27 protein-coding genes are annotated in these 23146 nt (G+C 66.2%); 18 read left to right on the top strand and 9 right to left on the bottom strand.

Annotated elements, in window-relative coordinates; genetic code table 11:
• Window positions 1–17: 17 nt before the first annotated feature.
• Entirely contained in the window at window positions 18–1712 is a 1695-nt protein-coding gene (locus tag FFS35_RS09205; protein ID WP_137786792.1) for an acyl-CoA dehydrogenase, read from the bottom strand.
• Window positions 1713–1747: 35 nt separating this feature from the next.
• Here FFS35_RS09205 and FFS35_RS09200 point away from each other — a divergent pair, with 35 nt between their 5' ends.
• Both FFS35_RS09200 and FFS35_RS09195 read left to right on the top strand, forming a co-directional pair.
• Complete coding sequence (locus FFS35_RS09200; protein ID WP_137786791.1) at window positions 1748–2665, top strand: L-threonylcarbamoyladenylate synthase; 918 nt, start codon at window positions 1748–1750, stop codon at window positions 2663–2665.
• A gap of 9 nt (window positions 2666–2674) precedes the next feature.
• A complete protein-coding gene (locus FFS35_RS09195; RefSeq protein WP_137786790.1) occupies window positions 2675–3223 on the top strand; it encodes a GNAT family N-acetyltransferase in 549 nt (182 codons plus the stop codon).
• Between the two features lie 16 nt (window positions 3224–3239).
• On the opposite strand, the gene msrA is transcribed toward FFS35_RS09195, so the two are convergent.
• Window positions 3240–3782 (bottom strand): peptide-methionine (S)-S-oxide reductase MsrA, encoded by a 543-nt coding sequence (msrA, locus tag FFS35_RS09190; RefSeq protein ID WP_137786789.1) that lies wholly within the window; start codon window positions 3780–3782, stop codon window positions 3240–3242.
• A gap of 62 nt (window positions 3783–3844) precedes the next feature.
• On the opposite strand from msrA, the gene galE reads away from it, so the two are divergent.
• The gene (gene galE, locus FFS35_RS09185) at window positions 3845–4843 is read left to right on the top strand and encodes a UDP-glucose 4-epimerase GalE (protein ID WP_137786788.1); all 999 of its coding nucleotides are present in this window, start codon (window positions 3845–3847) and stop codon (window positions 4841–4843) included.
• Entirely contained in the window at window positions 4840–5667 is an 828-nt protein-coding gene (locus FFS35_RS09180; RefSeq protein ID WP_137786787.1) for a CoA ester lyase, read from the top strand. The genes galE and FFS35_RS09180 overlap by 4 nt, the downstream gene beginning before the upstream one ends.
• Here the strand turns inward: FFS35_RS09180 and FFS35_RS09175 are convergent.
• The 3 genes from FFS35_RS09175 to FFS35_RS09165 form a co-directional block, all read right to left on the bottom strand.
• Window positions 5647–6342 carry a phosphatase PAP2 family protein gene (locus tag FFS35_RS09175; RefSeq protein WP_249341543.1) on the bottom strand — a complete coding sequence of 232 codons (696 nt, stop codon included), beginning with the start codon at window positions 6340–6342 and terminating at the stop codon, window positions 5647–5649. The two genes, FFS35_RS09180 and FFS35_RS09175, sit on opposite strands and share 21 nt — an antisense overlap.
• Before the next feature lie 38 nt (window positions 6343–6380).
• The gene (locus FFS35_RS09170) at window positions 6381–7658 is read right to left on the bottom strand and encodes a carbohydrate porin (RefSeq protein ID WP_249341551.1); all 1278 of its coding nucleotides are present in this window, start codon (window positions 7656–7658) and stop codon (window positions 6381–6383) included.
• Window positions 7659–7954: 296 nt separating this feature from the next.
• The gene (locus FFS35_RS09165; protein ID WP_137786785.1) at window positions 7955–8842 is read right to left on the bottom strand and encodes a LysR family transcriptional regulator; all 888 of its coding nucleotides are present in this window, start codon (window positions 8840–8842) and stop codon (window positions 7955–7957) included.
• Window positions 8843–8937: 95 nt separating this feature from the next.
• Here FFS35_RS09165 and FFS35_RS09160 point away from each other — a divergent pair, with 95 nt between their 5' ends.
• The 3 genes from FFS35_RS09160 (at window position 8938) to FFS35_RS09150 (ending at window position 11127) form a co-directional block, all read left to right on the top strand.
• Entirely contained in the window at window positions 8938–9663 is a 726-nt protein-coding gene (locus tag FFS35_RS09160; RefSeq protein ID WP_249341542.1) for a pirin family protein, read from the top strand.
• Window positions 9664–9730: 67 nt separating this feature from the next.
• On the top strand, window positions 9731–10333 hold the full coding sequence (wrbA, locus tag FFS35_RS09155; protein ID WP_137786784.1) for an NAD(P)H:quinone oxidoreductase: 603 nt from the start codon (window positions 9731–9733) through the stop codon (window positions 10331–10333).
• A 5-nt stretch (window positions 10334–10338) separates the two neighbouring features.
• Entirely contained in the window at window positions 10339–11127 is a 789-nt protein-coding gene (locus tag FFS35_RS09150) for a class III extradiol ring-cleavage dioxygenase (RefSeq protein WP_137786783.1), read from the top strand.
• Here FFS35_RS09150 and FFS35_RS09145 read toward each other — a convergent pair.
• A complete protein-coding gene (locus tag FFS35_RS09145) occupies window positions 11112–11882 on the bottom strand; it encodes a M15 family metallopeptidase (protein ID WP_137786782.1) in 771 nt (256 codons plus the stop codon). The genes FFS35_RS09150 and FFS35_RS09145 overlap by 16 nt on opposite strands.
• Window positions 11883–11929: 47 nt before the next feature.
• Here FFS35_RS09145 and FFS35_RS09140 point away from each other — a divergent pair, with 47 nt between their 5' ends.
• From FFS35_RS09140 to FFS35_RS09125, 4 genes are all read left to right on the top strand, one after another.
• A complete protein-coding gene (locus FFS35_RS09140) occupies window positions 11930–12589 on the top strand; it encodes an RNA pseudouridine synthase (protein WP_137786781.1) in 660 nt (219 codons plus the stop codon).
• Entirely contained in the window at window positions 12573–12971 is a 399-nt protein-coding gene (gene arfB / locus FFS35_RS09135) for an alternative ribosome rescue aminoacyl-tRNA hydrolase ArfB (RefSeq protein WP_137786780.1), read from the top strand. Before FFS35_RS09140 ends, arfB begins: the two co-directional genes overlap by 17 nt.
• 26 nt (window positions 12972–12997) lie before the next feature.
• Complete coding sequence (locus FFS35_RS09130; RefSeq protein ID WP_137786779.1) at window positions 12998–13483, top strand: GAF domain-containing protein; 486 nt, start codon at window positions 12998–13000, stop codon at window positions 13481–13483.
• A gap of 104 nt (window positions 13484–13587) precedes the next feature.
• Window positions 13588–14301 carry an RcnB family protein gene (locus tag FFS35_RS09125; protein ID WP_137786778.1) on the top strand — a complete coding sequence of 238 codons (714 nt, stop codon included), beginning with the start codon at window positions 13588–13590 and terminating at the stop codon, window positions 14299–14301.
• 36 nt (window positions 14302–14337) lie between these two features.
• Here the strand turns inward: FFS35_RS09125 and FFS35_RS09120 are convergent, their stop codons facing one another.
• Together FFS35_RS09120 and FFS35_RS09115 are read right to left on the bottom strand one after the other, a co-directional pair.
• Window positions 14338–14670, bottom strand: a complete 333-nt coding sequence (locus FFS35_RS09120; protein WP_137786777.1) for a hypothetical protein — start codon at window positions 14668–14670, stop codon at window positions 14338–14340.
• Between the two features lie 118 nt (window positions 14671–14788).
• Window positions 14789–16090 carry a M20/M25/M40 family metallo-hydrolase gene (locus tag FFS35_RS09115; RefSeq protein WP_137786776.1) on the bottom strand — a complete coding sequence of 434 codons (1302 nt, stop codon included), beginning with the start codon at window positions 16088–16090 and terminating at the stop codon, window positions 14789–14791.
• A gap of 145 nt (window positions 16091–16235) precedes the next feature.
• Here FFS35_RS09115 and FFS35_RS09110 point away from each other — a divergent pair, with 145 nt between their 5' ends.
• Window positions 16236–17030: a hypothetical protein gene (locus FFS35_RS09110; protein WP_137786775.1), complete on the top strand. Its 795-nt coding sequence runs from the start codon at window positions 16236–16238 to the stop codon at window positions 17028–17030.
• 23 nt (window positions 17031–17053) lie between these two features.
• On the opposite strand, the gene FFS35_RS09105 is transcribed toward FFS35_RS09110, so the two are convergent.
• Window positions 17054–17506: a universal stress protein gene (locus FFS35_RS09105; RefSeq protein ID WP_137786774.1), complete on the bottom strand. Its 453-nt coding sequence runs from the start codon at window positions 17504–17506 to the stop codon at window positions 17054–17056.
• 105 nt (window positions 17507–17611) lie between these two features.
• On the opposite strand from FFS35_RS09105, the gene FFS35_RS09100 reads away from it, so the two are divergent.
• The 6 genes from FFS35_RS09100 to rpsG all read left to right on the top strand — a co-directional run bounded on the left by FFS35_RS09100 (window position 17612) and on the right by rpsG (window position 23089).
• On the top strand, window positions 17612–18889 hold the full coding sequence (locus tag FFS35_RS09100; protein WP_137786773.1) for a pyruvate dehydrogenase complex dihydrolipoamide acetyltransferase: 1278 nt from the start codon (window positions 17612–17614) through the stop codon (window positions 18887–18889).
• Between the two features lie 13 nt (window positions 18890–18902).
• Window positions 18903–19100: a hypothetical protein gene (locus tag FFS35_RS09095; RefSeq protein ID WP_137786772.1), complete on the top strand. Its 198-nt coding sequence runs from the start codon at window positions 18903–18905 to the stop codon at window positions 19098–19100.
• Window positions 19101–20501: a dihydrolipoyl dehydrogenase gene (lpdA, locus tag FFS35_RS09090; RefSeq protein WP_137786771.1), complete on the top strand. Its 1401-nt coding sequence runs from the start codon at window positions 19101–19103 to the stop codon at window positions 20499–20501.
• A 1-nt stretch (window position 20502) separates the two neighbouring features.
• Complete coding sequence (locus FFS35_RS09085; RefSeq protein WP_137786770.1) at window positions 20503–21912, top strand: hypothetical protein; 1410 nt, start codon at window positions 20503–20505, stop codon at window positions 21910–21912.
• Between the two features lie 229 nt (window positions 21913–22141).
• Window positions 22142–22513 (top strand): 30S ribosomal protein S12, encoded by a 372-nt coding sequence (gene rpsL / locus FFS35_RS09080; RefSeq protein WP_022691828.1) that lies wholly within the window; start codon window positions 22142–22144, stop codon window positions 22511–22513.
• Window positions 22514–22618: 105 nt separating this feature from the next.
• Window positions 22619–23089 carry a 30S ribosomal protein S7 gene (gene rpsG, locus FFS35_RS09075; protein WP_137786769.1) on the top strand — a complete coding sequence of 157 codons (471 nt, stop codon included), beginning with the start codon at window positions 22619–22621 and terminating at the stop codon, window positions 23087–23089.
• Window positions 23090–23146: the final 57 nt, after the last annotated feature.

The following is a 23146-nucleotide window of genomic DNA, read 5'->3' as shown; positions in this document are numbered from 1 at the left end:
GCTGAACGACGCGTTATTCAGAAAGCGGTCGCGTCCAGCGCGTACAGCGCGCGTGCGTCCGCTTCGGCGGCCGCGATCAGACCGGTTGCTTCAGGTACGATCTGCGCGACGTAGAAATCGGCGATAGCGCGGCGCGTTCGGCCCGGCGCATCATCCGCGCTTTTGCGGGCCAGCCGCTCGACCAGCCACCCCGATGTCGCAATCGACAGCATGGTGAGGAAGGGGTAGCTTGCCGCCAGCCGATCGTCGGCATCGGCGGTCTGAAGCCGCCGACCGATCGCCTCGCAGGCATTGACCAGCGCGATGAGGCGGGCATCTTCCGCCTCCGCGCGAATGTCGGCAATGAGGCTGGCGAAGGCGCCGCCGTTCGACAAGGCCAGCTTTCGCCCGACCAGATCGGCGGCCTGGATGCCGTTCGTTCCCTCGTAGATCGGGGTGATGCGCGCCTCGCGGAAATATTGCGCGGCGCCGGTTTCCTCGATGAAGCCCATGCCGCCGTGGATCTGCACGCCCAGGCTGGCCACTTCATTGCCGATGTCGGTGGCGTGCGCTTTTGCGAGCGGAGTGACGAGTTCCAGCCGGTCCTTCGCCGCCGTATCGCCCAGCCCGGCACGATCGACCTGACCTGCGGCGTAATAGACGAGCGCGCGCGCAGCGAGCGTCTGCGCCTTCATCCGCATCAGCATCCGGCGCACGTCGGGAAATTCGATGATCGCGGTGGGCTGGCCGTTGCGCACGCCCTGGATCCGCTCGCGGGCATAGTCGGCCGCCTTTTGCGTCGCGCCTTCAGCCACCTGCACGCCTTGCAGGCCGACGTTGAGGCGGGCGTTGTTCATCATCGTGAACATCGCTCGCATCCCGCCGTTCACCGGCCCGATCAGATGACCGATGCAATCGTCGTGATCGCCGAAGGAGAGCACGCAGGTGGGCGAGGCATGCAGCCCCATCTTGTGCTCGATCGAGACGACGCGGACGTCATTGAACGCGCCCGGGTTGCCATCGGCATCGAGCCGGTATTTCGGCACGAGGAACAGCGATATGCCGCGCGTCCCCTCCGGCGCACCCGGCGTGCGGGCGAGCACGAGATGGACGATATTGTCCGCCATGTCGTGATCGCCGAAGGAGATGTAGATCTTCGTCCCTTTGATCGACCACCCGCCGTCTTCGCGAGGAGTAGCCATCGTCCTGAGCGCGCCGACATCGCTGCCAGCCTGCGGCTCGGTAAGGTTCATCGTTCCGGTCCACTCGCCGGTCGTCAGGCGCGGGAGATAGGCGGCCTGCTGCTCCGGGGAGCCGTGATGCGTCAGCGCCTCGATCGCACCGACCGTCAGGATCGGGCAAAGCGCGAAGCCCATGTTCGCGGTCCCCAGCGTTTCCAGCACCGCTGTCTGGATCGCGAAGGGCAGGCCCTGACCGCCAAACTCCTCCGGCGCGCCGATCGTGCCCCAGCCACCGTCCACGAAGGCGCGATACGCTTCGGGATAGCCCGCCGGCATCACCACGCCTTCCGGCGTCCATTTCGCACCCACCGTATCGCCTGCACGGGCGAGCGGCGCCCATTCGCCGGCGGCAAACTGGCCGATCCCCTCAAGCACCGCGTCGATCACATCGTTCGAGGCGGCGGCGAATTTGTCGGCCGAGGCCAGCTCATCGAGGCGGACGATGTGGTCGAGGGTGAAGCGTTGTTCGGCGGTAGGCGCGGTGAAGGGCATTTCTATCTCCTCGCGCGCCGCTATAGCCAATCCCTATGGTTGCTCAACACCCCGGCGTCAGACCTTACGGTTCCGCGGCGATCGCGGAAGCTGCGGCCGAAATCGCGCGGGGCGGGGTCGTCGGCGTGCCGACCGAAACGGTTTACGGTCTCGCCGCCGACGCGACGAACCCGGCGGGCGTGGCGCGCATTTATGCCGCGAAGGGGCGGCCAAGCTTCAATCCGCTGATCGTGCACGTTCTCGATCTTGCGGCAGCGGAGCGGATCGCGGTTTTCGACGATGCCGCGCGCGCGCTCGCGGTGCGCTGGTGGCCAGGGCCACTGACATTGGTGCTGCCATCGCGCGCGGATGCCGGGATCGCCTCGCTCGTTACCGCCGGGCTCGGCACGATTGCGCTGCGTGTCCCGGCGCATCGCGCGATCCGGTCGCTGCTCGAGGCGACGGGCAAGCCGCTCGCCGCACCTTCCGCCAACGCAAGCAATGCGATCAGCCCGACCCGCGCGGCGCATGTGGCGGCCAGCCTTGGCGATCGGGTGCCTTTGATCCTCGATGATGGGGCTTGTGCCGCCGGAGTGGAATCGACAATCGTGATGGGCCAGCGCATTCTCCGCCCCGGCCCGATCAGCGGCGAGGACTTGGGCTTGCCGCTGGCCGACGCGGGCGGGAAGGTCATCGCCCCGGGCCAGATGGCGACCCATTATGCCCCGGCCAAGCCGCTGCGGCTCAACGCGACCTTGGCTGAGGCCGGCGAGTGGCTGATCGGCTTCGGCGAGGTGGCGGGGGACGATACCTTGTCGGCCTCCGGCGATCCGGTGGAGGCGGCGGCGCGGCTATTCGATGCGCTGCATCGCGCCGATGCGAGCGGCCGCGCCCGGATCGCGGTGGCGCCCGTGCCGGAGGCCGGGATCGGCGCCGCGATCAACGACCGTCTGCGCCGCGCCGCGCATCGCTGAGCGACCGGGATGAGCTTCGCCCTGCGCCTCGCCCTCGAGGAGGATCTGCCCGCGGTGCGCGCCCTGATGGCGAACGCGATCGACACGTTGCAGCGCGCTTTCCTTTCCAGCGAGCAGATCGTCGCGAGCCGGGCGGTGATGGGACTGGATACGCAGCTCGTCGCCGACCGAACCTATTTTATCGTGGAAGAGGCGGGTGTGCTTGCCGGCTGCGGCGGGTGGAGCCGGCGCGCCACGCTGTATGGCGGAGATCACAGCGGATCGCTGCGCGAACCGCGCCTGCTTGATCCGGCGCGCGACGCAGCGCGGGTGCGGGCGATGTATACCCATCCCGGTTTCGCCCGACGCGGCGTCGGACGGCTCATCCTCGCCCGTTGCGAGCGCGCGGCGGCAGAGGCGGGTTTCCAGGCGGTGGAGCTTATGGCCACGATGAGCGGACAGCCATTATATCTGGCCGCCGGCTATCGCCCGATCGAGGCGATCAGCGACGATCGCGGTGGCGCGCCGGTGCCAATGGTGAGGATGCGCAAGGAGCTGGGGCCGGCCGCCACGCGCTGACCGGCCCGCTGGCGGCTCAGGCGTCAGCCGCCGCCCTGGTCCGCGCCGCGAAGCTCTTGCGCAGTTTCTGAAGCTTCGGCGGGATCACCGCGAGGCAATAGGGATTGCGCTGGCCTTCGCCCTCCCAATAGTCCTGGTGATAGCCCTCGGCCGGCCACCATTCGTCCGCATATTCGATCGTCGTCACGATCGGCTTGGCATGATCGGCCTGCGCGCGCGCGATCGCTTCGTTGGCCTGTTCCTCCTGCAAGTTGTTCGCCGGAAAGATGGCGGAGCGATATTGCGTTCCCACGTCATTGCCCTGCCGGTTGAGCTGGGTCGGATCGTGGGTCGCGAAAAAGATGTCGAGCAGGTCGCCATAGCGGAGTTGCGCCGGATCGAATCCCACGCGGATCGCCTCGGCATGCCCGGTCTCGCCGCCGCACACCTGCTTGTACGTGGGATTTGGAACAGTGCCGCCGATATAGCCGCTCTCCACCGATTCCACGCCGATCACGTCCTTGAACACGGCCTCCGTGCACCAGAAGCAGCCGCCGGCGAGTGTTGCATATTCGGTCATGGATGAGGTCTCCTTTGCGGCCAATGTAGTAAGCCGCTAACGCGCGCGCAAAGGAGCAGCACATGACTTTCGACGGCAAGGTGATGGTGACGGGCGGCGCGGGCTATATCGGGAGCCATGCCGTGCTCGCGCTGCTGGATGCGGGATATGAGGTGGTGGTGATCGACAATCTCGTCACCGGCTTTGCCTGGGCCGTCGATGCGCGCGCTTCGCTGGTCGAGATGGCGGTGGAGGATGCCCGCGTGCGCGACGTGATCCGCGATCATCGCGTTCGTGCGATCATGCACTTCGCCGGATCGGTGGTGGTGCCCGAGTCGGTGAGCGATCCGCTCAAATATTACCGCAACAACACCGCGGCTTCTCGCAGCCTGATCGAAAGCGCGGTGGCGGAGGGCGTGCCGCATTTCATCTTTTCCTCCACGGCGGCGACCTACGGCACGCCGGAGAAGGTGCCCGTGGCGGAAGGCGATCCGACCGTGCCGATCAACCCCTATGGCATGTCGAAGCTGATGACGGAGGCGATGCTGCGCGACGTGGCGGCGGCGCATCCGGTCAATTACTGCGCGCTGCGCTATTTCAACGTCGCCGGCGCGGACCCGCAGCAGCGCAGCGGGCAATCGACGGTTGGCGCGACGCATCTTATCAAGATCGCGGTGGAGGCGGCGACGGGCAAGCGCGGGCATGTCGGGGTGTTCGGCACGGATTTCCGGACCCGTGACGGCACGGGCGTGCGGGATTATATCCACGTTTCCGATCTGGCGGACGCCCATGTTGCGGCCCTGCGCCTGCTCGTGGACAGGCCGGGCGAGAGCCACACGCTGAACTGCGGCTACGGCCGGGGCTTTTCGGTGCTCGAGGTGCTCGATGCGGTCGATCGCGTGACGAATGTGTCGATCGAACGCCGCTTCGAGGAGCGACGCGCGGGCGATCCCGCCGAGCTGGTGGCCGACAATCGCGCGATCCTGGCGGCGCTGCCGTGGCGTCCCAGGCGCGACGATCTCGACGGGATCGTTCGCGATGCCTTGGCATGGGAACGGAAACTGGCGGAATTGGGCAAATGAGATTGCGGTCGCTGTTATTCGTGCCGGGGGACCGGCCGGAACGCATGGAAAAGGCACTGGGGCTTGGCGCGGATGCGCTGATCCTCGATCTGGAGGATTCCGTGTCGCTCGCCAACAAGGCGATTGCCCGCGATGCCGTTCGCGCGTTCGTCGGGCGCAAGCCGGGCGGGCCGGCGTTGTTCGTGCGCATCAACCCGCTCGATTCGGCGTTGGCAGCGGATGACCTTGCCGCTGTTGCCGGGCTGCCGCTGGCGGGGATCACGCTTCCCAAGGCGGAGGGAAGCACGTCGATCGACGATCTGACCGCGCGGCTGCCGGGCGATTATGCGATCTTGCCGATCGCGAGCGAAACGCCGCGGGCCGTCTTCACGCTCGGCAGCTACGCTGGCGCGCGGCTCGCCGGGCTCACCTGGGGGGCGGAGGATCTGCCCGCGGCGATCGGCGCGGCCAGCAGCCGGGAAGCGGACGGCAGCTATACCGACCCATATAAGGTGGTGCGTGCGCTCACCCTGTTCGGCGCCCATGCGGCCGGCGTTCCGGCGATCGAGACGGTCTATCCCGATTTCCGCGATCTCGACGGGCTGGCCGCTTATGCCGCGCGCGCGCGTCGCGATGGATTTACCGGCATGATGGCGATCCACCCGAGCCAGATCGCAGTTATCAACACGGCATTCACGCCGAGCGCCGATGAGATTGCGCATGCTCGCGCGGTGGTGAACGCTTTCGCGGCAAATCCGGGAGCCGGGGTGCTTCAGCTCGACGGCAGGATGATCGACGCGCCGCACCTGAAAGCGGCGCAGCGGTTACTGGCGCTGGTGGATTAAGCTCATCCGCGCCTTCGCGCCGATCGACCACCAGCCCAGCGCCCAGAGCGTGCCGAAGCTCCACCCGGCCAGCACATCCGACGGCCAGTGGACGCCAAGGTAAATGCGGCTCAGCCCGATGGTCGCGACAAGCAGGCCCGCGACCACGGCGATATAACGCCGGGTGGCGTGGCCGCGTGTCACCTGCGTCACCAGTGTCGCAATGGTGAGATACACGATCGCACTGTTCGCCGCGTGGCCGCTTGGAAAGCTGTAGCCGCTCGCCGCGACGACGTGATCCACGATCTCGGGGCGGACGCGACCGAAGATTGACTTGAGCACGTCGACCGCGATCGAGCCTAGCGTCGTCGCCACCACCACCAGCGCGGCGGTGAGCCACAAGCGACGCACCAGCAGCAGTCCCGCCGTCGCCGCCACCACCAGCGTCAGCACGGTGCCGCCGCCCAGCGCGGTCACGTCGATCATCGCATGACGCAGCCATGCCGGCCCCGCCTCATGCACCGTGACGATAATCGCGCGATCGAAGCCGAACGGATGGCGCGCAATCAGCGTCCCGATCACCAGCGCAAGGACGATCGCGCCCGCGATCAGCCCGCCGCCGAGCATCAGCGGGCTGGGATTGGCAACGCCGGGGGGCACCGGCTGCTCTTCGGCTAGCAGGGGATCGTCACGCATCGGCACACTTAACGACCGAGTTGTCGGTTGGTGGCAAGTCAGAACGCCGCATGAAGCCGGAGCGCCAGCACATTCGCGGGCCCGCGGTCGCGATTGTAGCCGGGATTGGCGATATGCTGCGCGTCGATCGTCGCCTCCAGCGCCGGCGTGATCCGGGCGGCGTAGAACAGTTCCGCGATCTGCTCCGCCCCGGCATGCGGCAGACGCCCGTCGCCGATCAGCACGCCGATCCCGCCGGCATCGAGATAACGACGATGCGCCGCCGAAATGCCGTTCGCGATCAGCGCCAGCCCTATCCGGTCATCCTTGCGCCGCCAGCGCGATCCGCGCAGCACCGCGCCGATCTGCGCGCTCCGATCGATATCGGTGAAATCGTAGGGCTCGATCGCCCCGTCCGCGATGCCGGCGCGCGCGAACAGGCCGAGATCGCTGGTGAGCTCCTGCTCCAGATTGAAATGCACCCCGATCCGCGTCATCGGCCGCCTCGTCAGCGCCGGATCGAGCGGATTGCCAGTCGCCTGGGCGAGCGCGAGCGCATCGTCGAAGCGGCTGAAACGTCCGCGATTGCGGAATAATGTCACGCGCACGGCGCCCGGATGGCCCGCGATGGCGTGGCGATGCTCGATTTCGGCATCGATCTGATACTGGCTGAAATCGCGTTCCAGCGTCTCGCCGTTGGGCACCTTCGAAAGATTGAACCCCCCGATCCGCAGCGCCCATGCCCCGCGATAAAGCTCAGCGGCGATGCCGGTCGAATAGCCCCAGGCATCCGCGGCGTAATCGAACGTACCGGCATCGACCGCCGCCCAATTCAGGAAATCGCCGCGCGGATCGTGGGCATAGGCGTTGGTGTCAAACACGTCGCCCACGCCGAACTTGCCTGCGGTGATGACGATGCGATCCACATCGCGCATCCCGCCGAGCTGATTCGCGCCCGGCGCCACATTCTCGCGCGCGCCGCCCAGCCCGATCGTCTGGCGAACGAACAGGCGCTGAAGCCGGAAATAGGGGCTCGCGCGTCCGACCTTATAGGCTTCCGCGCTGGGGAAGCCGGCCACACCCAGCGTGTTCGAAAGCCCGAAGCCCTGGTCCATTTCCGGATTCGCCCACAGCTCCGCGCCCTTCCAGGGGCGCGCGCCGATGAACGCCGTGGCGTCGACGGTTTCCTTCACCTGCCGTGGGGCGAGGCTGTTCGCGCCCCCATACGGGGATGCAAATCCGCCGACGCCCTGCACGACAAGGGTCGCCTGGCCGTGGATCGCCCAGTCCTGTGCGGGCTGATCCGCCGCCTGCGCGAAAGCAGGAAGCGCAAACATGAAAAGGCAGCCTGTGGCCGCCGCGTAAAACGGCTTTCCGGTCATTGCGACCTCCATCGGGTTTTTCGAACGCCCGAAGGAGGATCGCGCGGTCAGGCTATGCGCCGACCGATGCGAACCGCCACCGGGCCAGTGGCGATCGGATGCAGCGAAGCGACGCTTCTACTGTCTCCGTCGCCGGTTGACTGGCTTGAACGGGGCATTGGGTTGCAGTGTCCTGTGATCGAGTCGTGATTGACCCGGTCGCGCGGCTCATACTCCCGGAAAATGACAGATCAAGCCGCCTTCGCGTCGATTCAGTCGCGCAGTCGCTCGGAAAGGAAGTCGATCAGTGCCTCGACGCGCGCCGGCCGCAACGCGCTGGGTGGGGTCATGAGGTGCAGGCCGACCGCGGCAGGCCGCCAGTCCGACAGGATTTCTACCAGCAGGCCGTCCCTGAGCGTATCGCCGAGGATGAAATCCGGCAGCCGGGCGATGCCAAGGCCTCCGATCAGCGCCGGCATCAGCGCCTCCCCGCTGTTCGCCGCGAGCGGTCCTTCGGCGCGCACCGCCACTTCCGCGCCGCCAGCGCCGCGAAAGCGCCATGGGCCGGTGATGTTGGTGTAGCCGAGCAGACGGTGCTCCCCAAGCTCGCCGGGGTGATTCGGCGTGCCGTGCCGTTCCAGATAGACCGGCGCCGCGACGATATAGCTGGCGATCGTGCACAGCCGCCGAGCGCGCAGCGAGCTGTCAGGCAGGTCGGCGATACGCAGCGCCACGTCAAACCCCTCCGCCACGATGTCGACCCGCGCGTCGGAAAGCGCCAGCTCGATTTCGATCCCCGGATGCCGGCCAAGGAATTCGGCGATCAAGGGCGCGATATGCGTGACGCCGAACGTCATCGGCGCCGCCAGCCTGACACGCCCCTCGGGCGCGGAGGCGGCATCATGCGCGGCCTCTTCCGCTGCGATCGCCTCCGCGAGCATCCGCCGGGCGCGATCGGCGAGCGGCTTGCCGGCCTCGGTGAGCGTCAACCGGCGGGAGGTGCGGTGAAAAAGTGACTGGCCGAGCGCTGTCTCAAGCCGCGCGACTGTCTTGGATACCGTCGCCTTGGACACGCCGATTGCGATGGCGGCGGCGCTGAACGACCCGTGATCCGCCACGGTGGCGAAGGTCGCCCAGCCTTCGAGATCGGGAAGTCGCATCAAAAACTCCACATTTGGAAACAATCCGTTTCAAACGTTTCCATTTTCGCGATCATCGCGCCGACCTATCTCCCGGTCAAGCAATGGAGGTTTGCATGACCGACACGATCATGAAATCCGGCGAAATCGATCGTCGCCGGTTCGACAGCCTGGGCCACGCCAATCACGGCTGGCTTGACGCGCGCCATCATTTTTCCTTCGCGGACTATTACGATCCGGCCCGCATGGGATGGGGCGCGATCCGCGTCTGGAACGATGACACGATCGCGCCGCAGAACGGTTTTCCGCCCCATCCGCATCGCGATATGGAAATTATCACCTACGTGCGCACCGGCGCGATCACGCATCAGGATTCGATGGGAAATCGCGGCCGCACCGGGGCCGGCGATGTGCAGGTGATGAGTGCCGGAACGGGCGTTCGCCACGCCGAGTACAATCTCGAGGATGAGCCGACCACGCTCTTCCAGATCTGGATCATGCCGCGCGCCGAAGGCGGCAGCCCGAGTTGGGGGGCGAAGCCGTTTCCCAAGGGCGATCGTTCCGGCCGGTTCGTCACGCTGGCCAGCGGGTTTGCGGAAGATGTGGATGCCCTGCCGATCCGTGCGGATGCCCGTGTGCTGGGCGCGACGCTGAAGGCGGGCGAGACTATTGCCTATGATCTGGGCGAGGGCCGCCACGCTTATCTCGTTCCCGCCACCGGGAGCATCACGATCGACGGTGAGGCCGTTGAGGCGCGCGATGGCGCGGCGCTCTCGGGCGGCCGCACCTTCACGATCAGCGCGCAGGAAGACGCTGAGCTCGTGCTGGTGGATTCCGAATAATCGCCGTTCCCCCGGCCGCCCGGTTCCCCGCCGGGCGGCACCCATTTGTCCACGACGGAGCAATGCTATGACCAAGGTGCTCGTTCTTTATTATTCATCCTATGGCCATCTGGAGCAGATGGCCGATGCGGTCGCGGAGGGCGCGCGGTCGGCGGGCGCGCAGGTGGATATCCGCCGCGTGCCCGAAACCGCGCCGCCGGAAGTCGTCCAGGCCGCCCATTTCAAGACTGATACGGCCCATCCGGTGATCGAGGGACCGGATGCGCTGGCCGATTACGACGCCATCGTCGTGGGTGCGCCGACGCGTTTTGGCCGGATGTCGAGCCAGATGGCGGCGTTCTGGGATACGACCGGCGGCGTCTGGATGCGCGGTGCGCTGGTCGGCAAGGTCGGCGGTGCGTTCACCTCGACCGCCAGCCAGCATGGTGGCCAGGAAACCACATTGTTCTCGATCATCACCAACCTGCTTCATCAGGGCATGACCATCGTGGGCCTCGATTACGGCTTCTCCGAGCAGATGGGCGTCGACAAGGTGCGCGGCGGATCGCCGTATGGCGCGACAACGCTGGCCGGGGGCGACGGCAGCCGCCAGCCCGGCGAGGAGGAGCTTTCCGGCGCGCGCTATCAGGGCCGCCGCATCGCGGAAACCGCCGCCAAGCTGACGGCATAGAAGGCGTGACCGCCCAGCCTGCTCTCTTCGTCTCGCATGGTTCGCCGATGATCGTGGCGGAGCCATGCGCGGCGCGTGACTTCCTGAGCGGGCTGGGCGGGATGCTTCCACGCCCGGATGCGATCCTGGTCGTCTCCGCACATTACGACATGCCCGGCGCGATGGTGACGACCGCCGCGCGTCCGGGGACAGTGCACGATTTCGGTGGATTCCCGGAGGAGCTTTACCGGCTGCGCTACCCCGCACCGGGCGCGCCAGATCTGGCCGCGCGGGTGGCGGCGCTGGTGGAGCATGCCGGGATACCGGTGCGTGCCGATCCGGTGCGCGGCTTCGATCACGGCGCGTGGGTGCCGCTGCTGCTGGGCTGGCCGGCGGCCGACATCCCCGTCGTGCAGCTTTCCATCAGCAGCGCCCACAGCGCCGAATGGCATTACCGTGTCGGCCTGGCGCTCGCGCCGCTCCGCGCGGAAAACGTGCTGGTGATCGGTTCGGGCAATCTGACGCACAATTTGCGCGAGGTGTTCGCCGCGCGGCGTTCGCCCGACGCGGCCACGCCCGCGTGGGCGAGCGAGTTCGCGGAGTGGATGGCAGACCGGCTCGCGGCGGGCGATACGGCGTCGGTTTTGGAGGCGATCGCGATCGGACCGCATGGCCTTCGCAACCATCCGACACCCGATCACCTGTTGCCGCTCCACGCCGCGCTCGGCGCCGGCGGAGCGGGCGCGACAGCGACGCGGCTACATCAAAGCTATACCTATGGCGTGCTGGCGATGGACGCCTATTCCTTCGCCTGACGCTTCTTTCGGCTCATGGTTTCCACGACCGGCGTGGGGGCGGGCGGTGGAGGCGGCGCGATCACTACCGGTGGCGGCGGGGGTGGATCGGCGATCGCGGGATCAGCCGGAAAGCGGCGGCGCGCCTGTGCGAAGATAAAGCGCGCGCGGGCTGCGCCAGGCTCGGTATTGCTAATTCCCACCCAGCGCCAGTGCCACGGTTCCCACTTCACCTGCTGGATGTTCCCGGGCGGAAACGACAGCTCGAAGCCGAAGCGTGGCGCATTGTCGCGCAACCAGCGGAAAGCGGGCTTGGCCGCCATGCATGCCTCCGCATCGCGGCAGCCGTCTGCCGGCCGCACCGTGAAATCGAGCGCAAAGCCGGTGCCATGCTCGCTGTGCCCGGGCGGCGCGACCGATATCGAGCGGTCGCCATCATTGGCTTCGGCGCGCGGCTTGCAGAAGGTCGCCTCCTGCGATGCGATCGAACGATGGCAAGACAATGCGTAAAGCTGGCCCTGCACCGCCGGATCGCCCGCCGCCGCCGCAAGCAGCCGCTGGAGCGCGGCCATCGCCTCGGGCCGCAGCCGGCACGCACCGGCTACCGCCACCCCCGGTGTCGCGGTGACGAGATCGCGATCCGCCACGTCGCCATAGGGCAAATGGCCCAGCGCCCGACCGTCGGCCGCAACGTCCGCGCTCGCCCCGCCACAAACCTGCGCCGCGACGGGAGCGGCCAGCAACAGCAGGATCGGGAGCAGTGCGCGCAGAATCATGCGTGTTTCTCTGGCCTCCGCGCACGGCTGGTGGCAAGGGGCGTGTCATGCTTGGCGACCGTGTGCTCTTCCTCGACGGCGAGGCGTTGGTGATCGACAAGCCCGCCGGCCTGCCGGTCGACCGGCCGCGCGATGGCGCGATCAGCCTGGAGAATCACCTCGCGAACCTGACGTTCGGATTTCGCCGATGGCCACACGCGGTGCACCGGCTCGATCGTGACACCAGCGGCTGCCTGCTGCTGTCGCGCAATCCCAAGGCGCATGCGCGGCTCCAGCAGGCGTTCGAGGCGGGCATGGTGGCCAAGCGCTATATCGCGGTGCTCGATGGCGTACCGGAGGGGGAGGCGGGTGAGATCGATCTCTCGCTTGGCAAGGTATCGACGCGCGAACAGGGCTGGCGGATGACCGGCGATCCGAAGGGTAAAAGTGCCCGCACCGCGTGGCGCCTGCTTGATGTGCAGCATGGCCGCGCGCTGATCGAGTTTCGCCCGGCGACCGGGCGGACCCATCAGATTCGTGTTCATGCGCTCGAAGGGCTGGGCCATGCCGTCACCGGCGATCCCACCTATGGCGCGGCGCATCCCGCCGGAATGATGCTCCATGCGGCCGAATTGATCGTGCCGCGCGCGGGCAAGGCGGATGTGATCGCGACCGCGCCCTGGCCAGAGCGCTTCGCCAAGGTCGGTTTCGATGATCCGGGTGCCTGACGAGGCGCTCGAGGAACGCTTCCTCGCCGCGACCGGGCCAGGCGGCCAGAATGTCAACAAGGTCGCCACGGCCTGCCAGCTTCGGGTCGATGTCTATCGGCTCGGATTGCACCCGGAGACGTTCCGGCGGCTGAAGGTGCTTGCCGGTTCTCGGCTGAGCGCGGCTGGCGTGTTGATGCTCACCGCGCGGCGCTATCGTACGCAGGAGGCGAACCGCGCGGACGCGCGCGAGCGGCTCGCGGAATTGCTCGCCCGCGCGGAGGAGCGTGAGGCGCGCCGCGTCAAGACCAAGCCGAGCCGCGCCGCCAAGGCTCGACGGGTGGACGAAAAGAAGGGACGCGGCACGATCAAGGCCGCGCGCGGCAAGGTGCGGCTGGACTAATCGCTAAGGCGTCCTAGATCGGGTGAATGTATCAATTCGACATCGCCGCCGGATCCAAGGCGGAGCTTTATCGCGAACTCGCCGCAGCACTTGATGCGCTTACCAGCGATGAGCCGGATGCCATCGCCAATATGGCCAATGCCGCTGCGCTGCTGTGGCAGTATCTGCCCGATCTGAACTGGGCGGGTTTCTATCGTATGGTGGACGGCGAGCTGGTGCTCGGGCCGTTTCAGGGCAAGCCCGCGTGCATCCGCATCGCGGTGGGCAGGGGCGTCTGCGGCGCGGCTGCCGAAACGCGGCGAACCCAGCTTGTCGCCGATGTCCATGCCTTTCCCGGTCACATCGCCTGCGACGCGACGAGCGCGTCCGAACTGGTCATTCCGATCTTGGCGGCAGATGGTCGCCTGATCGGGGTGCTCGATCTCGACAGTCCGAACGCGGGGCGCTTCGATGCGGATGATGCCGCCGGATGCGAGGCGCTGGTCGCGCTGATCGCCGGGCGTCTCGCCTGATCCGTTTCGGGACAGCCCTCGCGCTGGAGACTCCCCTGGCGCGGTGGTAACAGACCGCATTGGATTGCCGGGCGGTCAGATCCCGGAGAACAGGGAGAATAATCATGCGCACGCTGATCGCGCCTGCCGCCGCCCTGGCGCTGTTTGGGGCCTGTGGGCCGGCGAATGCGCAACGCGTGGACGTGGCGCCCACGGGTGCGCCGGGCGTGACATGGCAGGATGCGCCGCCCGTCTCGCGCACCGCGCCGCCGCCGCCCGTCGTGGCGCCGCCGGTCGTCGCGCCGGCGCCGGGTGGCGCGCGGTGGCGCGATGGCGGCGGCGAGCGCTGGTCAGGCGGCGCGCGCGCACCGGGCGGCTGGGCCGCCTATCGCCGTCCGGTACGAGGACGCAAGCTTCCGCCTTATTGGGTCGCGCCGGACTGGTATGTCGCCGATTGGGCCGGACGTGGCCTGCCGGAGCCGCCTTACGGCTATCGTTGGTCGCGCTATTATGACGATGCGGTGTTGATCGACACTTACGGCCGCGTCTTCGATTCGGTCGGTGGCGTAAACTGGGGGCGTCACGATATGCCCCCGCCCGCACAGCCGCTCCCGCCGCCGGTCGTGACGCGCGCGCCAAACGGCGCCACCGTGGTCACGACGAGCACCGTGGGCCCCACCCCCGGCTATTACGCCGACGGCTATTACTACCCCGCCCCAACCGTCACCACCGTAACGATACAGAGCGCCCCAAAGGTGGGGGTGTCAGACCAGGTGGTGACCTATACCCGTACGCCTGCGAAGCGGCCGCTCCACCGCCGCAAGCGACATCGGCGATAGACGCGCCGCGCCTGAGCCAGACGCGGCGCGCTTCCGTCACTTGCCGATCGTACGGCTCTGCGCGTTCTCTTCGGCGTTAAGCTGGCGCTGTTGCGCCTTGGTGATATAGCCGCCGTTGGCGCGCGCATCGGCGTAGTCCTGACGCGCGATCGCGCGATCTGCGGAGCGATCGGCGCGCGCCTGTGCACCAGTGATTTCACCCTCGCGCCGCTCGCGATTTATCCGCGCGATCTGGTGATGTTCGCGACGCAGCACTTCGTGCTGCCGCGGATGATGCCGTGCCCAGCGGGTTTCCGCCGAGGCTGCCGGACTTAGCCCGATTACGGCTGCCAGCGAGCAGCCGATCATCGCAATACGTAACGACTTCATGTGAATTCCTTCCGTCGAGGCATTCACTCCCGTTTGCGCTCTATGGCGCACGTTTGATGAACGAGGATTGAAACGAAGAGTCAGACAATCGACAGGAGCAGGCGCATTTCATTTCGCTCTATTTCGCTGTCGAACGCCCGCCGAAGGTAATCACGCTTTCTGAACCATCGGCGCCGATGGCTGAAACGCCGACGAAATTGTCGTCCACCGGTACATCCTTAAGGACGATCGATGTTGCGCCGGTCAGGTCCCGGGTATTGGTCCAGTCCTGCTGATCGGCGCGGCGCCAGTGGACGCGGTAGCCACGCGCACCGGGCGATGGCGACCATTTGACCGTCGTGTCGCGACCGAGTGCGCCGGCGAGCGTGACGCCCCCCGGTGCGGCGGGCGCCGCTGCCAGTTGCGCCAGTGTCGCGACATTGATCGCGGTAACCTTCGCGAGATAATCAAAGTCCATGCCGTCGACCGTATCGCCGTACACGCGGCCGTTTTCGGTGCGCAGATCCTGATGCTGCCGGTCCCAATTCTCCGCGCCGACGGTGAAGCGCACGGCGGGGTAGCCCTCTCGCAGGAACGGCTCATGATCGCCGCCGCGTCCGAAGCGGTCCGGCCGTCGATCGACGAATGCCGCGAAGCCGCCCGGCATGTCGCTGGCGATGCGCTGGATCGCCTTGGCCAGCGCGCGGCTTGGACCGTCATCCTCGCCGCCGATCGCGCGACGTTCGATCTGCTCGGCAAGCGTTTCACTCGACCGTATGCCTTCCGAAAATACGCGGACGTGATCCGCAACCTTCACGCCGTCCTGCCCGATCGAGTTGCCGACGATATCGTTGTTGAGCATCGCGTCGATCTGCCAGCCCCGCGCCTTGGCGGTTTCTGCGAGCAGCGTCGCGCCCCACAGCCCCTGCTCCTCACCGGAGAAGGCCACGTAGACAATGTTGGCGGCGAACTTCTCCCTGGAAAGGATGCGCGCGGCCTCCAGCACCAGCGCCACGCCAGAGGCATCGTCGTTCGCGCCGGGGGCGTCGGCGGTGGCGTTCATCACATCGGACACGCGGCTGTCGATATGGCCGCCGACGATGACATAGCGGTTGGGGTCGCTGCCTTTCTGGATACCGAGCACATCCTCGATCATCACGCCATCCGGCGCGCGCGGGCCGGTGAACCGGCGCGACAGCCGCTCTACCGTGATGCAGCCGCCGCATTTACGCGACAGTGCCGCGAATTCGCCTGCCACCCAGTTGCGCGCCGCGCCGATGCCGCGCTTCGAATCGCTGGAGGAGGAGAGCGAATGACGCGTGCCGAAGGAAACGAGCTTGTCCACCGTGCCGCGCAGCTGCTGGGGTGCGGGAGCGTCACGGGCGGAGGCTGGGGTGACGATGACGATGCCGAGGGCGGCGAGGAGACAAGGGAAACGCATCGCGCAAGCGTGGCGCGCCAGGTTTGCGGACGCAAGAGCCGACCGTTTCATCTTTGACTCACCCGAAAGGAAAGTATAGCAAACGCAACAAAATAGCGGTCGCGTGTCAGCGTTTGTCTCCAATTTGCACAGGGAACCGCTTTGCATGAACAGGATTTCCGCCGCGCTGCTCGTCAGCGCCATGATGCTTGCAACCCCCGCCAACGCCGCCAGCCCGTTCGACGGCACCTGGAAGGGTGATCCAACCTCCACCAAGATGGAGGCGAAGCCGGAAGAATTTTCCGTGCGCAACGGCGTCTATGACTGCAAGACATGTCTGCCGCCTTATTCGGTGAAGGCCGACGGTGCCTTCCATGCGGTAAAGGACAGGCCCTATTGGGATGAGATCGCGGTGAAGGTCGTCGATCCGAAAACCGTCAGCTACAAGTTCCGGAAGGGTGGAAAGCTGATCGCGGAGAATGAGCAGACAGTATCCGCCGATGGCAATACGCTCACCAACAAAGCCACCAACACCAATAATGCCACCGGCAGCAAGGTGGACATGACCACGTCGCTGGCCCGCGTCGGTGCGCCAGTATCAGGCGCGCATGCGGTTTCCGGGGCGTGGAAGCAGGATAATATGGCGACTGCGATCAGCGACAACGCCATCACCATGACGATCAAGCTGGATGGCGACCGGCTGCATCTCGTGACCGGCGTCGGCGAAACGCTCGATGCCAAAATCGGCGGCGATTATGTGCCTAATGTCGGCGATCCGGGGAAAACGGTGACGCGGGCAGAGCAACCCGCCCCCAATGTGCTGAAACTCACCGACATGCGGCAGGGCAAGGTTGTGCAAGTGGCGACTTATACGTTGAACGCCGACGGCACCACGATGGAAGGCGCGTGGACGGATCCGCGTGACGGATCGAAGGGCAGTTTCCTGATCCGCAAGCAGTAAACAGGGCGCGACCGGCGGGGCGGTCAGCTCAGCCGGTCGATCGCTTCGCGATCGAGGGTGCCTGGGATAATCATCAGCGGGACAGGCAAAGCCCCGAGGTTGCCGGCAAAATGCGCCACGAGCGGGCCAGGCGCGCCGCTGCTGGCGGCGCCGAGCACCAGCGCCGCAATGCCGGGATTCGCGGCGATCATCTCGCCGATGATTTTCGGGCCGTCGCCTTGCCGAACGGTTATCGAAGGGCGCAGGCCAGATTCCTCGATCAGCGTGCCGGCTGCCTTGGCCACCAGACCCTCGGCGTGAAGCCGCGCTTCCTCCTCGATCGTCGCCTGCACGCCACCGAAGGCGATGAACTCCTGCTTCGGCACCAGCGCCAGGATCTCCACGCCGCCGCCGGTCTTGACCGCACGGCGCGCGGCGAAGCGCAACGCGATCTCCGCCTCCGGCGTATCGTCGATCACGGTCAGATAAATGCGCATTTGCAATGCCCCCCAATGCGCTCGGTTATCTGCCTGTGGGCTTGACCGCGCAAGGGTGCGGCGCGAGAGACGGACGATACAGCCCACCGCTCCCCGGGGAATTGAATGCCGATCGAGATCAAGATGCCCGCGCTCTCACCGACGATGGAGGAGGGCACGCTTGCCAAATGGCTGGTGAAGGAGGGCGACACGGTGAAGGCCGGCGATCTGATGGCCGAGATCGAAACCGACAAGGCGACGATGGAATTCGAGGCGGTCGATGAGGGGACAGTCGAGAAGATCGTCGTCGGCGAGGGAACGGACGGCGTGAAGGTCGGCGAGGTTATCATGTTGCTTTCGGCCGATGGCGAGGTTTCCACGCCCAAGCCCGCGCCGAAGAAGGAAGCGGCTGCTCCCAGGAAGGAGGAGCCGGGGCGCGCAAAAGCGGAGCCTGCGAAAGCTGCGTCGGCAGCGCCAGCGCCTGCCAGGCCGGTGGCTCCGCCGCGCGATGATGGCGATCGCGTAAAGGCCAGTCCGCTGGCGCGACGGATCGCGCAGCAGAAGGGCGTCGATCTTTCGGGTGTCGCCGGTTCCGGCCCGAACGGCCGGATCGTGAAGTCGGATGTCGAGGATGCGAAGCCTGGTGTGGCTGCCGCGGCCGCCGGTGTCGCTGCCGCCGCGCCGCCCTCTGCCGCCCCGTCGCAGGTGCCGGATATTCCGCACGACACCACCAAGCTCAGCAACATGCGCAAGACGATCGCGCGCCGCCTGACCGAATCGAAGCAGCAGGTGCCGCACATCTACCTCACGGTGGACGTCCGCCTCGATAAGCTGCTCGCGTTGCGCAGCGAATTGAACGCCAGCCTTGAAAAGCGCGGCGTGAAGCTGTCGGTCAACGATCTGATGATAAAGGCGCTGGCGGTCGCACTGGTGCAGGTGCCGAAGTGCAACGTGATGTTCACGCCGGATCAGCTCGTAAGCTTTCACCGCGCGGACATCTCGGTTGCGGTCTCGACACCGGAAGGGCTCATCACCCCGGTTATCACCGAGGCCGACACCGCATCGCTATCCTCGATCTCGACACGGATGAAGGATCTCGCGTCGCGCGCGCGGGAAAAGAAGCTGAAGCCGGAGGAGTTCACCGGCGGCACTGCCTCGCTCAGCAACATGGGGATGTACGGGATCAAGCAGTTCGAGGCGGTCATCAATCCGCCGCAGGGCATGATCCTGGCGGTCGGCGCAGGCGAGAAACGTCCTTATGTGATTGACGACGCGCTTGGCATCGCCACTGTGATGTCGGCGACGGGAAGCTTCGACCATCGTGCCATCGATGGCGCCGATGGGGCCGAGCTGATGCAGGCTTTCAAGACGCTGGTCGAGAACCCGCTCGGGATGCTTGCCTGAAATGAGGCGGGCGATGATCCTGGAATTGCTTTGGCTGTTGGCCGCGCTGGGCCTGACCGCGCTGATCTTCTGGGCGGGCGCGTGGTCCTATCCACAGGGCGCGGCGACGATCTGGCCGGTCGGCTTCGCCACAATGGCCGCCGTCATCGCGATGAGCCTTTATGAAATCCGCCGCGCGTGGTTGCGCGAAGGCGGTATGCGAGAAGAATGAATGGCTGATACTTATGACCTTGTCGTCCTCGGCTCCGGTCCGGGCGGCTATGTCGCGGCGATCCGCGCGGCACAGCTCGGGCTGAAGACAGCGATCGTAGAGCGGGAACTGCTCGGCGGCATCTGCCTCAACTGGGGCTGCATCCCCACCAAGGCGCTGCTGCGCTCTGCCGAGGTGTTTCACCAGATGCGGCATGCGAAGGACTATGGGCTGGTCGCCGAGAAGATTTCCGCCGATCTCGATGCGGTGGTGAAGCGCTCGCGCGGGGTGGCGAGGCAACTCAATCAGGGCGTGACCCACCTGATGAAGAAAAACAAGATCGCCGTTCACATGGGCGAGGGGAAGCTGGCCGGGAAAGGCAGGCTGATCGTCACGGACAAGGATGGCAAGAAGACCGAGCTGGCCGCGAAGAACGTCATCCTCGCCACCGGCGCGCGGGCGCGCGACCTGCCCTTCGCCAAGGCGGACGGCAAACGTATCTGGACCTATCGCCACGCGATGACGCCCGCGGATATGCCGAAAAAGCTGCTGGTGATCGGATCGGGCGCGATCGGGATCGAGTTCGCAAGCTTCTACAACGATCTCGGCGCGGAAGTGACCGTGGTGGAGATGCTCGACCGGATCGTGCCGGTCGAGGATGCGGACGTTTCCAGCTTCCTTGAGAAGGCGCTCAAGAAGCAGGGTATGACGATCATGACTGGCGCAGGCGTGAGCAGGATCGACGCGGGCGCCAATGGTGTAAAGGCGACGCTGAAGGACAAAGCGGGTAAGGAATCGGTCGCCGAGTTCAGCCATGTCATCGTCGCGGTGGGCATCGTGCCCAACACTGAGAATATCGGGCTGAAGGAACTGGGCGTCGCGATGGACGAGCGCGGCTTTCTCAAGACCGACGCGTCGTGCCGCACCAATATCGACGGGCTATGGGCGATCGGCGATATTACCGCGCCGCCGTGGCTAGCGCACAAGGCAAGTCACGAGGGCGTGATCGCTGTCGAGGCGATGGCGGGCAAGCATCCACACGCGATGGACCCGCTCAATATCCCCGCCTGCACTTATTGCCATCCGCAGATCGCCAGCGTCGGCCTGACCGAGGCGAAGGCGAAGGAAGCGGGATACGAGCTGAAGGTCGGCAACTTTCCGTTCATCGGCAATGGCAAGGCGATCGCGCTGGGCGAGCCCGAGGGTTTCATCAAGACCGTGTTCGACGCCAAGACCGGCGAACTGCTTGGCGCGCACATGATCGGCGCCGAGGTGACCGAGCTGATCCAGGGCTATACGATCGGCAAGACGCTGGAGACGACCGAAGCGGAATTGACCGAAACGGTTTTCCCGCATCCCACCTTGTCCGAGATGATGCACGAAAGCGTGCTGGCCGCCTACGGCCGGGCGCTGCATATCTGATATGCCCGACAGATCCCTTCACGGCCGCGCGATCCGGGCGGTCGGCGGGGGGATGCTTGCGGGCTGGATGCTGACGCTCGTCGTCTTCGCTCCCGGCTTCGCGATGTACGACACGCTGGTGCAATATCGGCAGGTGCTGTCGGGCACATTCGACGACTGGCATCCACCGGCGATGGCGCGGCTGTGGCAGGTGATGGCGCCGCTTGGAGGCGGGCAGGCACCGCTGTTCGTCGCACAGGTCGGTTGTTATTGGCTCGGTTTCGCGTTGCTGGCGCTGGCGCTGGCGCGTGCGGGACGTTTACGCGCGTCGCTGCTGCTCGGCGTCATCGCGATCCTCCCGCCCTTTCTCGGCTGGCAGGTGGTGGTGCTGAAAGATGCGCAGATGACCGGCGCGCTGCTCGCGGCGACCGGCATCATCGCCGCCGCCCGGCTCGACGGGCGAACGCTCCGCGCGCTGGAGTGGACAGCCGCTGCGATACTGTTGCTTTATGCGGTGCTGGTTCGCGCCAATGCGGCTTTCGCCGTCGTGCCGCTGGTCGCGATGCTGCTGCCGCTCGGCTGGCGCTGGCGTCTGGGGGCAGTGGTCGGCGGGGTCGCGGCGACGCTTCTTCTCTCGCCGCTCGTCAATCATCAATTGCTCGGCGCGCGCGATAGCGGTGTTACCCGCACGCAGCCGATCTTCGATATCGCTGCCATCGCCGCTCGCGTTCCGGACGCGCTGACCGGCCTTGCGCCGCCGGCGGTCGCCGATATTCGCGCTCGCGGGTGTTCGAAGCCGTTTTTCTGGGATCCGCTTGCCGAATCCGGGCCGTGCGGGAGGGACATCGCGGAACTGGCGAGGATGCCGGTCGCGCGGCTGAACGGGCTTTGGCTAAGGGCGATTCTCGCCCATCCGGTCGCCTACGCCGGCCATCGCATGACGCATCTCAATTCCACCGAGCGCTGGCTGGTGCCGTATCGATGGCCGGGTGCAGCGCCGACAGTGGCGAGCGAGCGCAACGATCTCGGACTCGAGTCGCCGGGGGCTACGGCGCGGGGCTGGCAGCGGCTTGGCGGCTATCTCGTGGAAACGCCGCTGGGATGGCCGTTCGCCTGGACAGCGCTGGCGCTTGCGGGACTGCTAGCGCTTACCGGGGCGCAGACCCGCGCCGCGCAGGTTGCGCGGGCGCTGTTCGTTTCCGCGCTTGCGGGCGAGGCGAGCTTCGCGGTGGTAAGCATCGCGTCCGACCTGCGCTATCATCTGTGGATGATGATAGCGGCGGCGATCGGCGTCGTCGTCGGCTGGCCGGCGTTCAACCGCCGCCGCCTGGGGCTCGGTGCGGCCCTGGTGCTCACAGCCTGCGTGCCGGCGATCGCGGCGCGGCTGGTTTTGCCGCCGCCACCGCAGACGTATCTCGAGATGCTGGGATGAAAACGAGTCCCTTGTCCGAGCTGCGGCCCCTGCCCGGCATTGACCAGGATGCGCAGCGCGCGTATAGGCGCGCCCGTTCGTGGGGTTTTATGCCCTTCAGACACGCTTGAACATTGCTGGATGCTTGAAGGGCCGGGAAGGTCGCGCGCGACCGCCCCATGGTCCTTTTCGTATTCCGTAAGCTTGTGAAGGCTCCAGCAAAGTAACCGATTGAAAGGTGAAGGCTTCAATGCCGACGATCAACCAGTTGGTCCGCAAGGGCCGCGATCCGCAGAAGGCCAAGAGCAAGGTCCCTGCGATGGAACAGAATCCGCAGAAGCGCGGCGTTTGCACCCGCGTTTACACCACGACCCCGAAGAAGCCGAACTCGGCATTGCGCAAGGTTGCAAAGGTCCGCCTGACCAACCAGCGCGAAGTGATCAGCTACATTCCGGGCGAGGGGCACAACCTGCAGGAGCACTCGGTGGTGCTGATTCGCGGCGGCCGTGTGCGCGACCTTCCGGGCGTGCGCTATCATGTGCTGCGCGGCGTGCTCGATACGCAGGGCGTCAAGGATCGCAAGCAGTCGCGCTCCAAGTACGGTGCGAAGCGGCCGAAGTAAGCCAGCGGGCGCGGAGCGTCCGCGCGGATATATTCTGGCGCCAGGAAATGCGTGGCCAGGATTTCGGGCCTGAAACGGCTCGGTTGATCTAAAAAGGAATTCCAAATGGCGCGTCGTCGTCGTCCCGAGAAGCGGGAAATCCTGCCTGATCCCAAATTTGGTGATGAGGTTCTGTCGAAGTTCATGAATTCGGTGATGCTGGACGGCAAGAAGTCCGTCGCCGAAGGCATCGTTTACGGTGCGCTCGAAACCGTGGAGACCCGCGCGAAGAAGGATCCGCTCGGCGTGTTCCATGAAGCGCTCGCCAACATCAAGCCGGGCATCGAAGTCCGCAGCCGCCGCGTCGGCGGTGCGACCTATCAGGTGCCGGTCGAGGTTCGTCCCGAGCGTGCGCAGGCGCTGGCGATCCGCTGGCTGATCTCCGCCGCGCGCGGCCGCAGCGAGAATACGATGGCGGCGCGTCTTTCCGGCGAACTGCTCGACGCTTCGAACAATCGCGGCAACGCGGTCAAGAAGCGCGAAGATACCCATCGTATGGCCGAGGCGAACCGCGCTTTCAGCCACTACCGCTGGTAAGAACAAACCCTATATCGCGGGGAGCCGGATCGGCCGGCTTCCCGCATGCTCAAGGAA

The organism is Sphingomonas sp. 3P27F8, assembly GCF_005502745.1.
Classification (GTDB): domain Bacteria; phylum Pseudomonadota; class Alphaproteobacteria; order Sphingomonadales; family Sphingomonadaceae; genus Sphingomonas.
The sequence above is the reverse complement of the archived record's forward strand: the minus strand, read 5'-3'. Positions and strand labels throughout refer to the sequence as shown.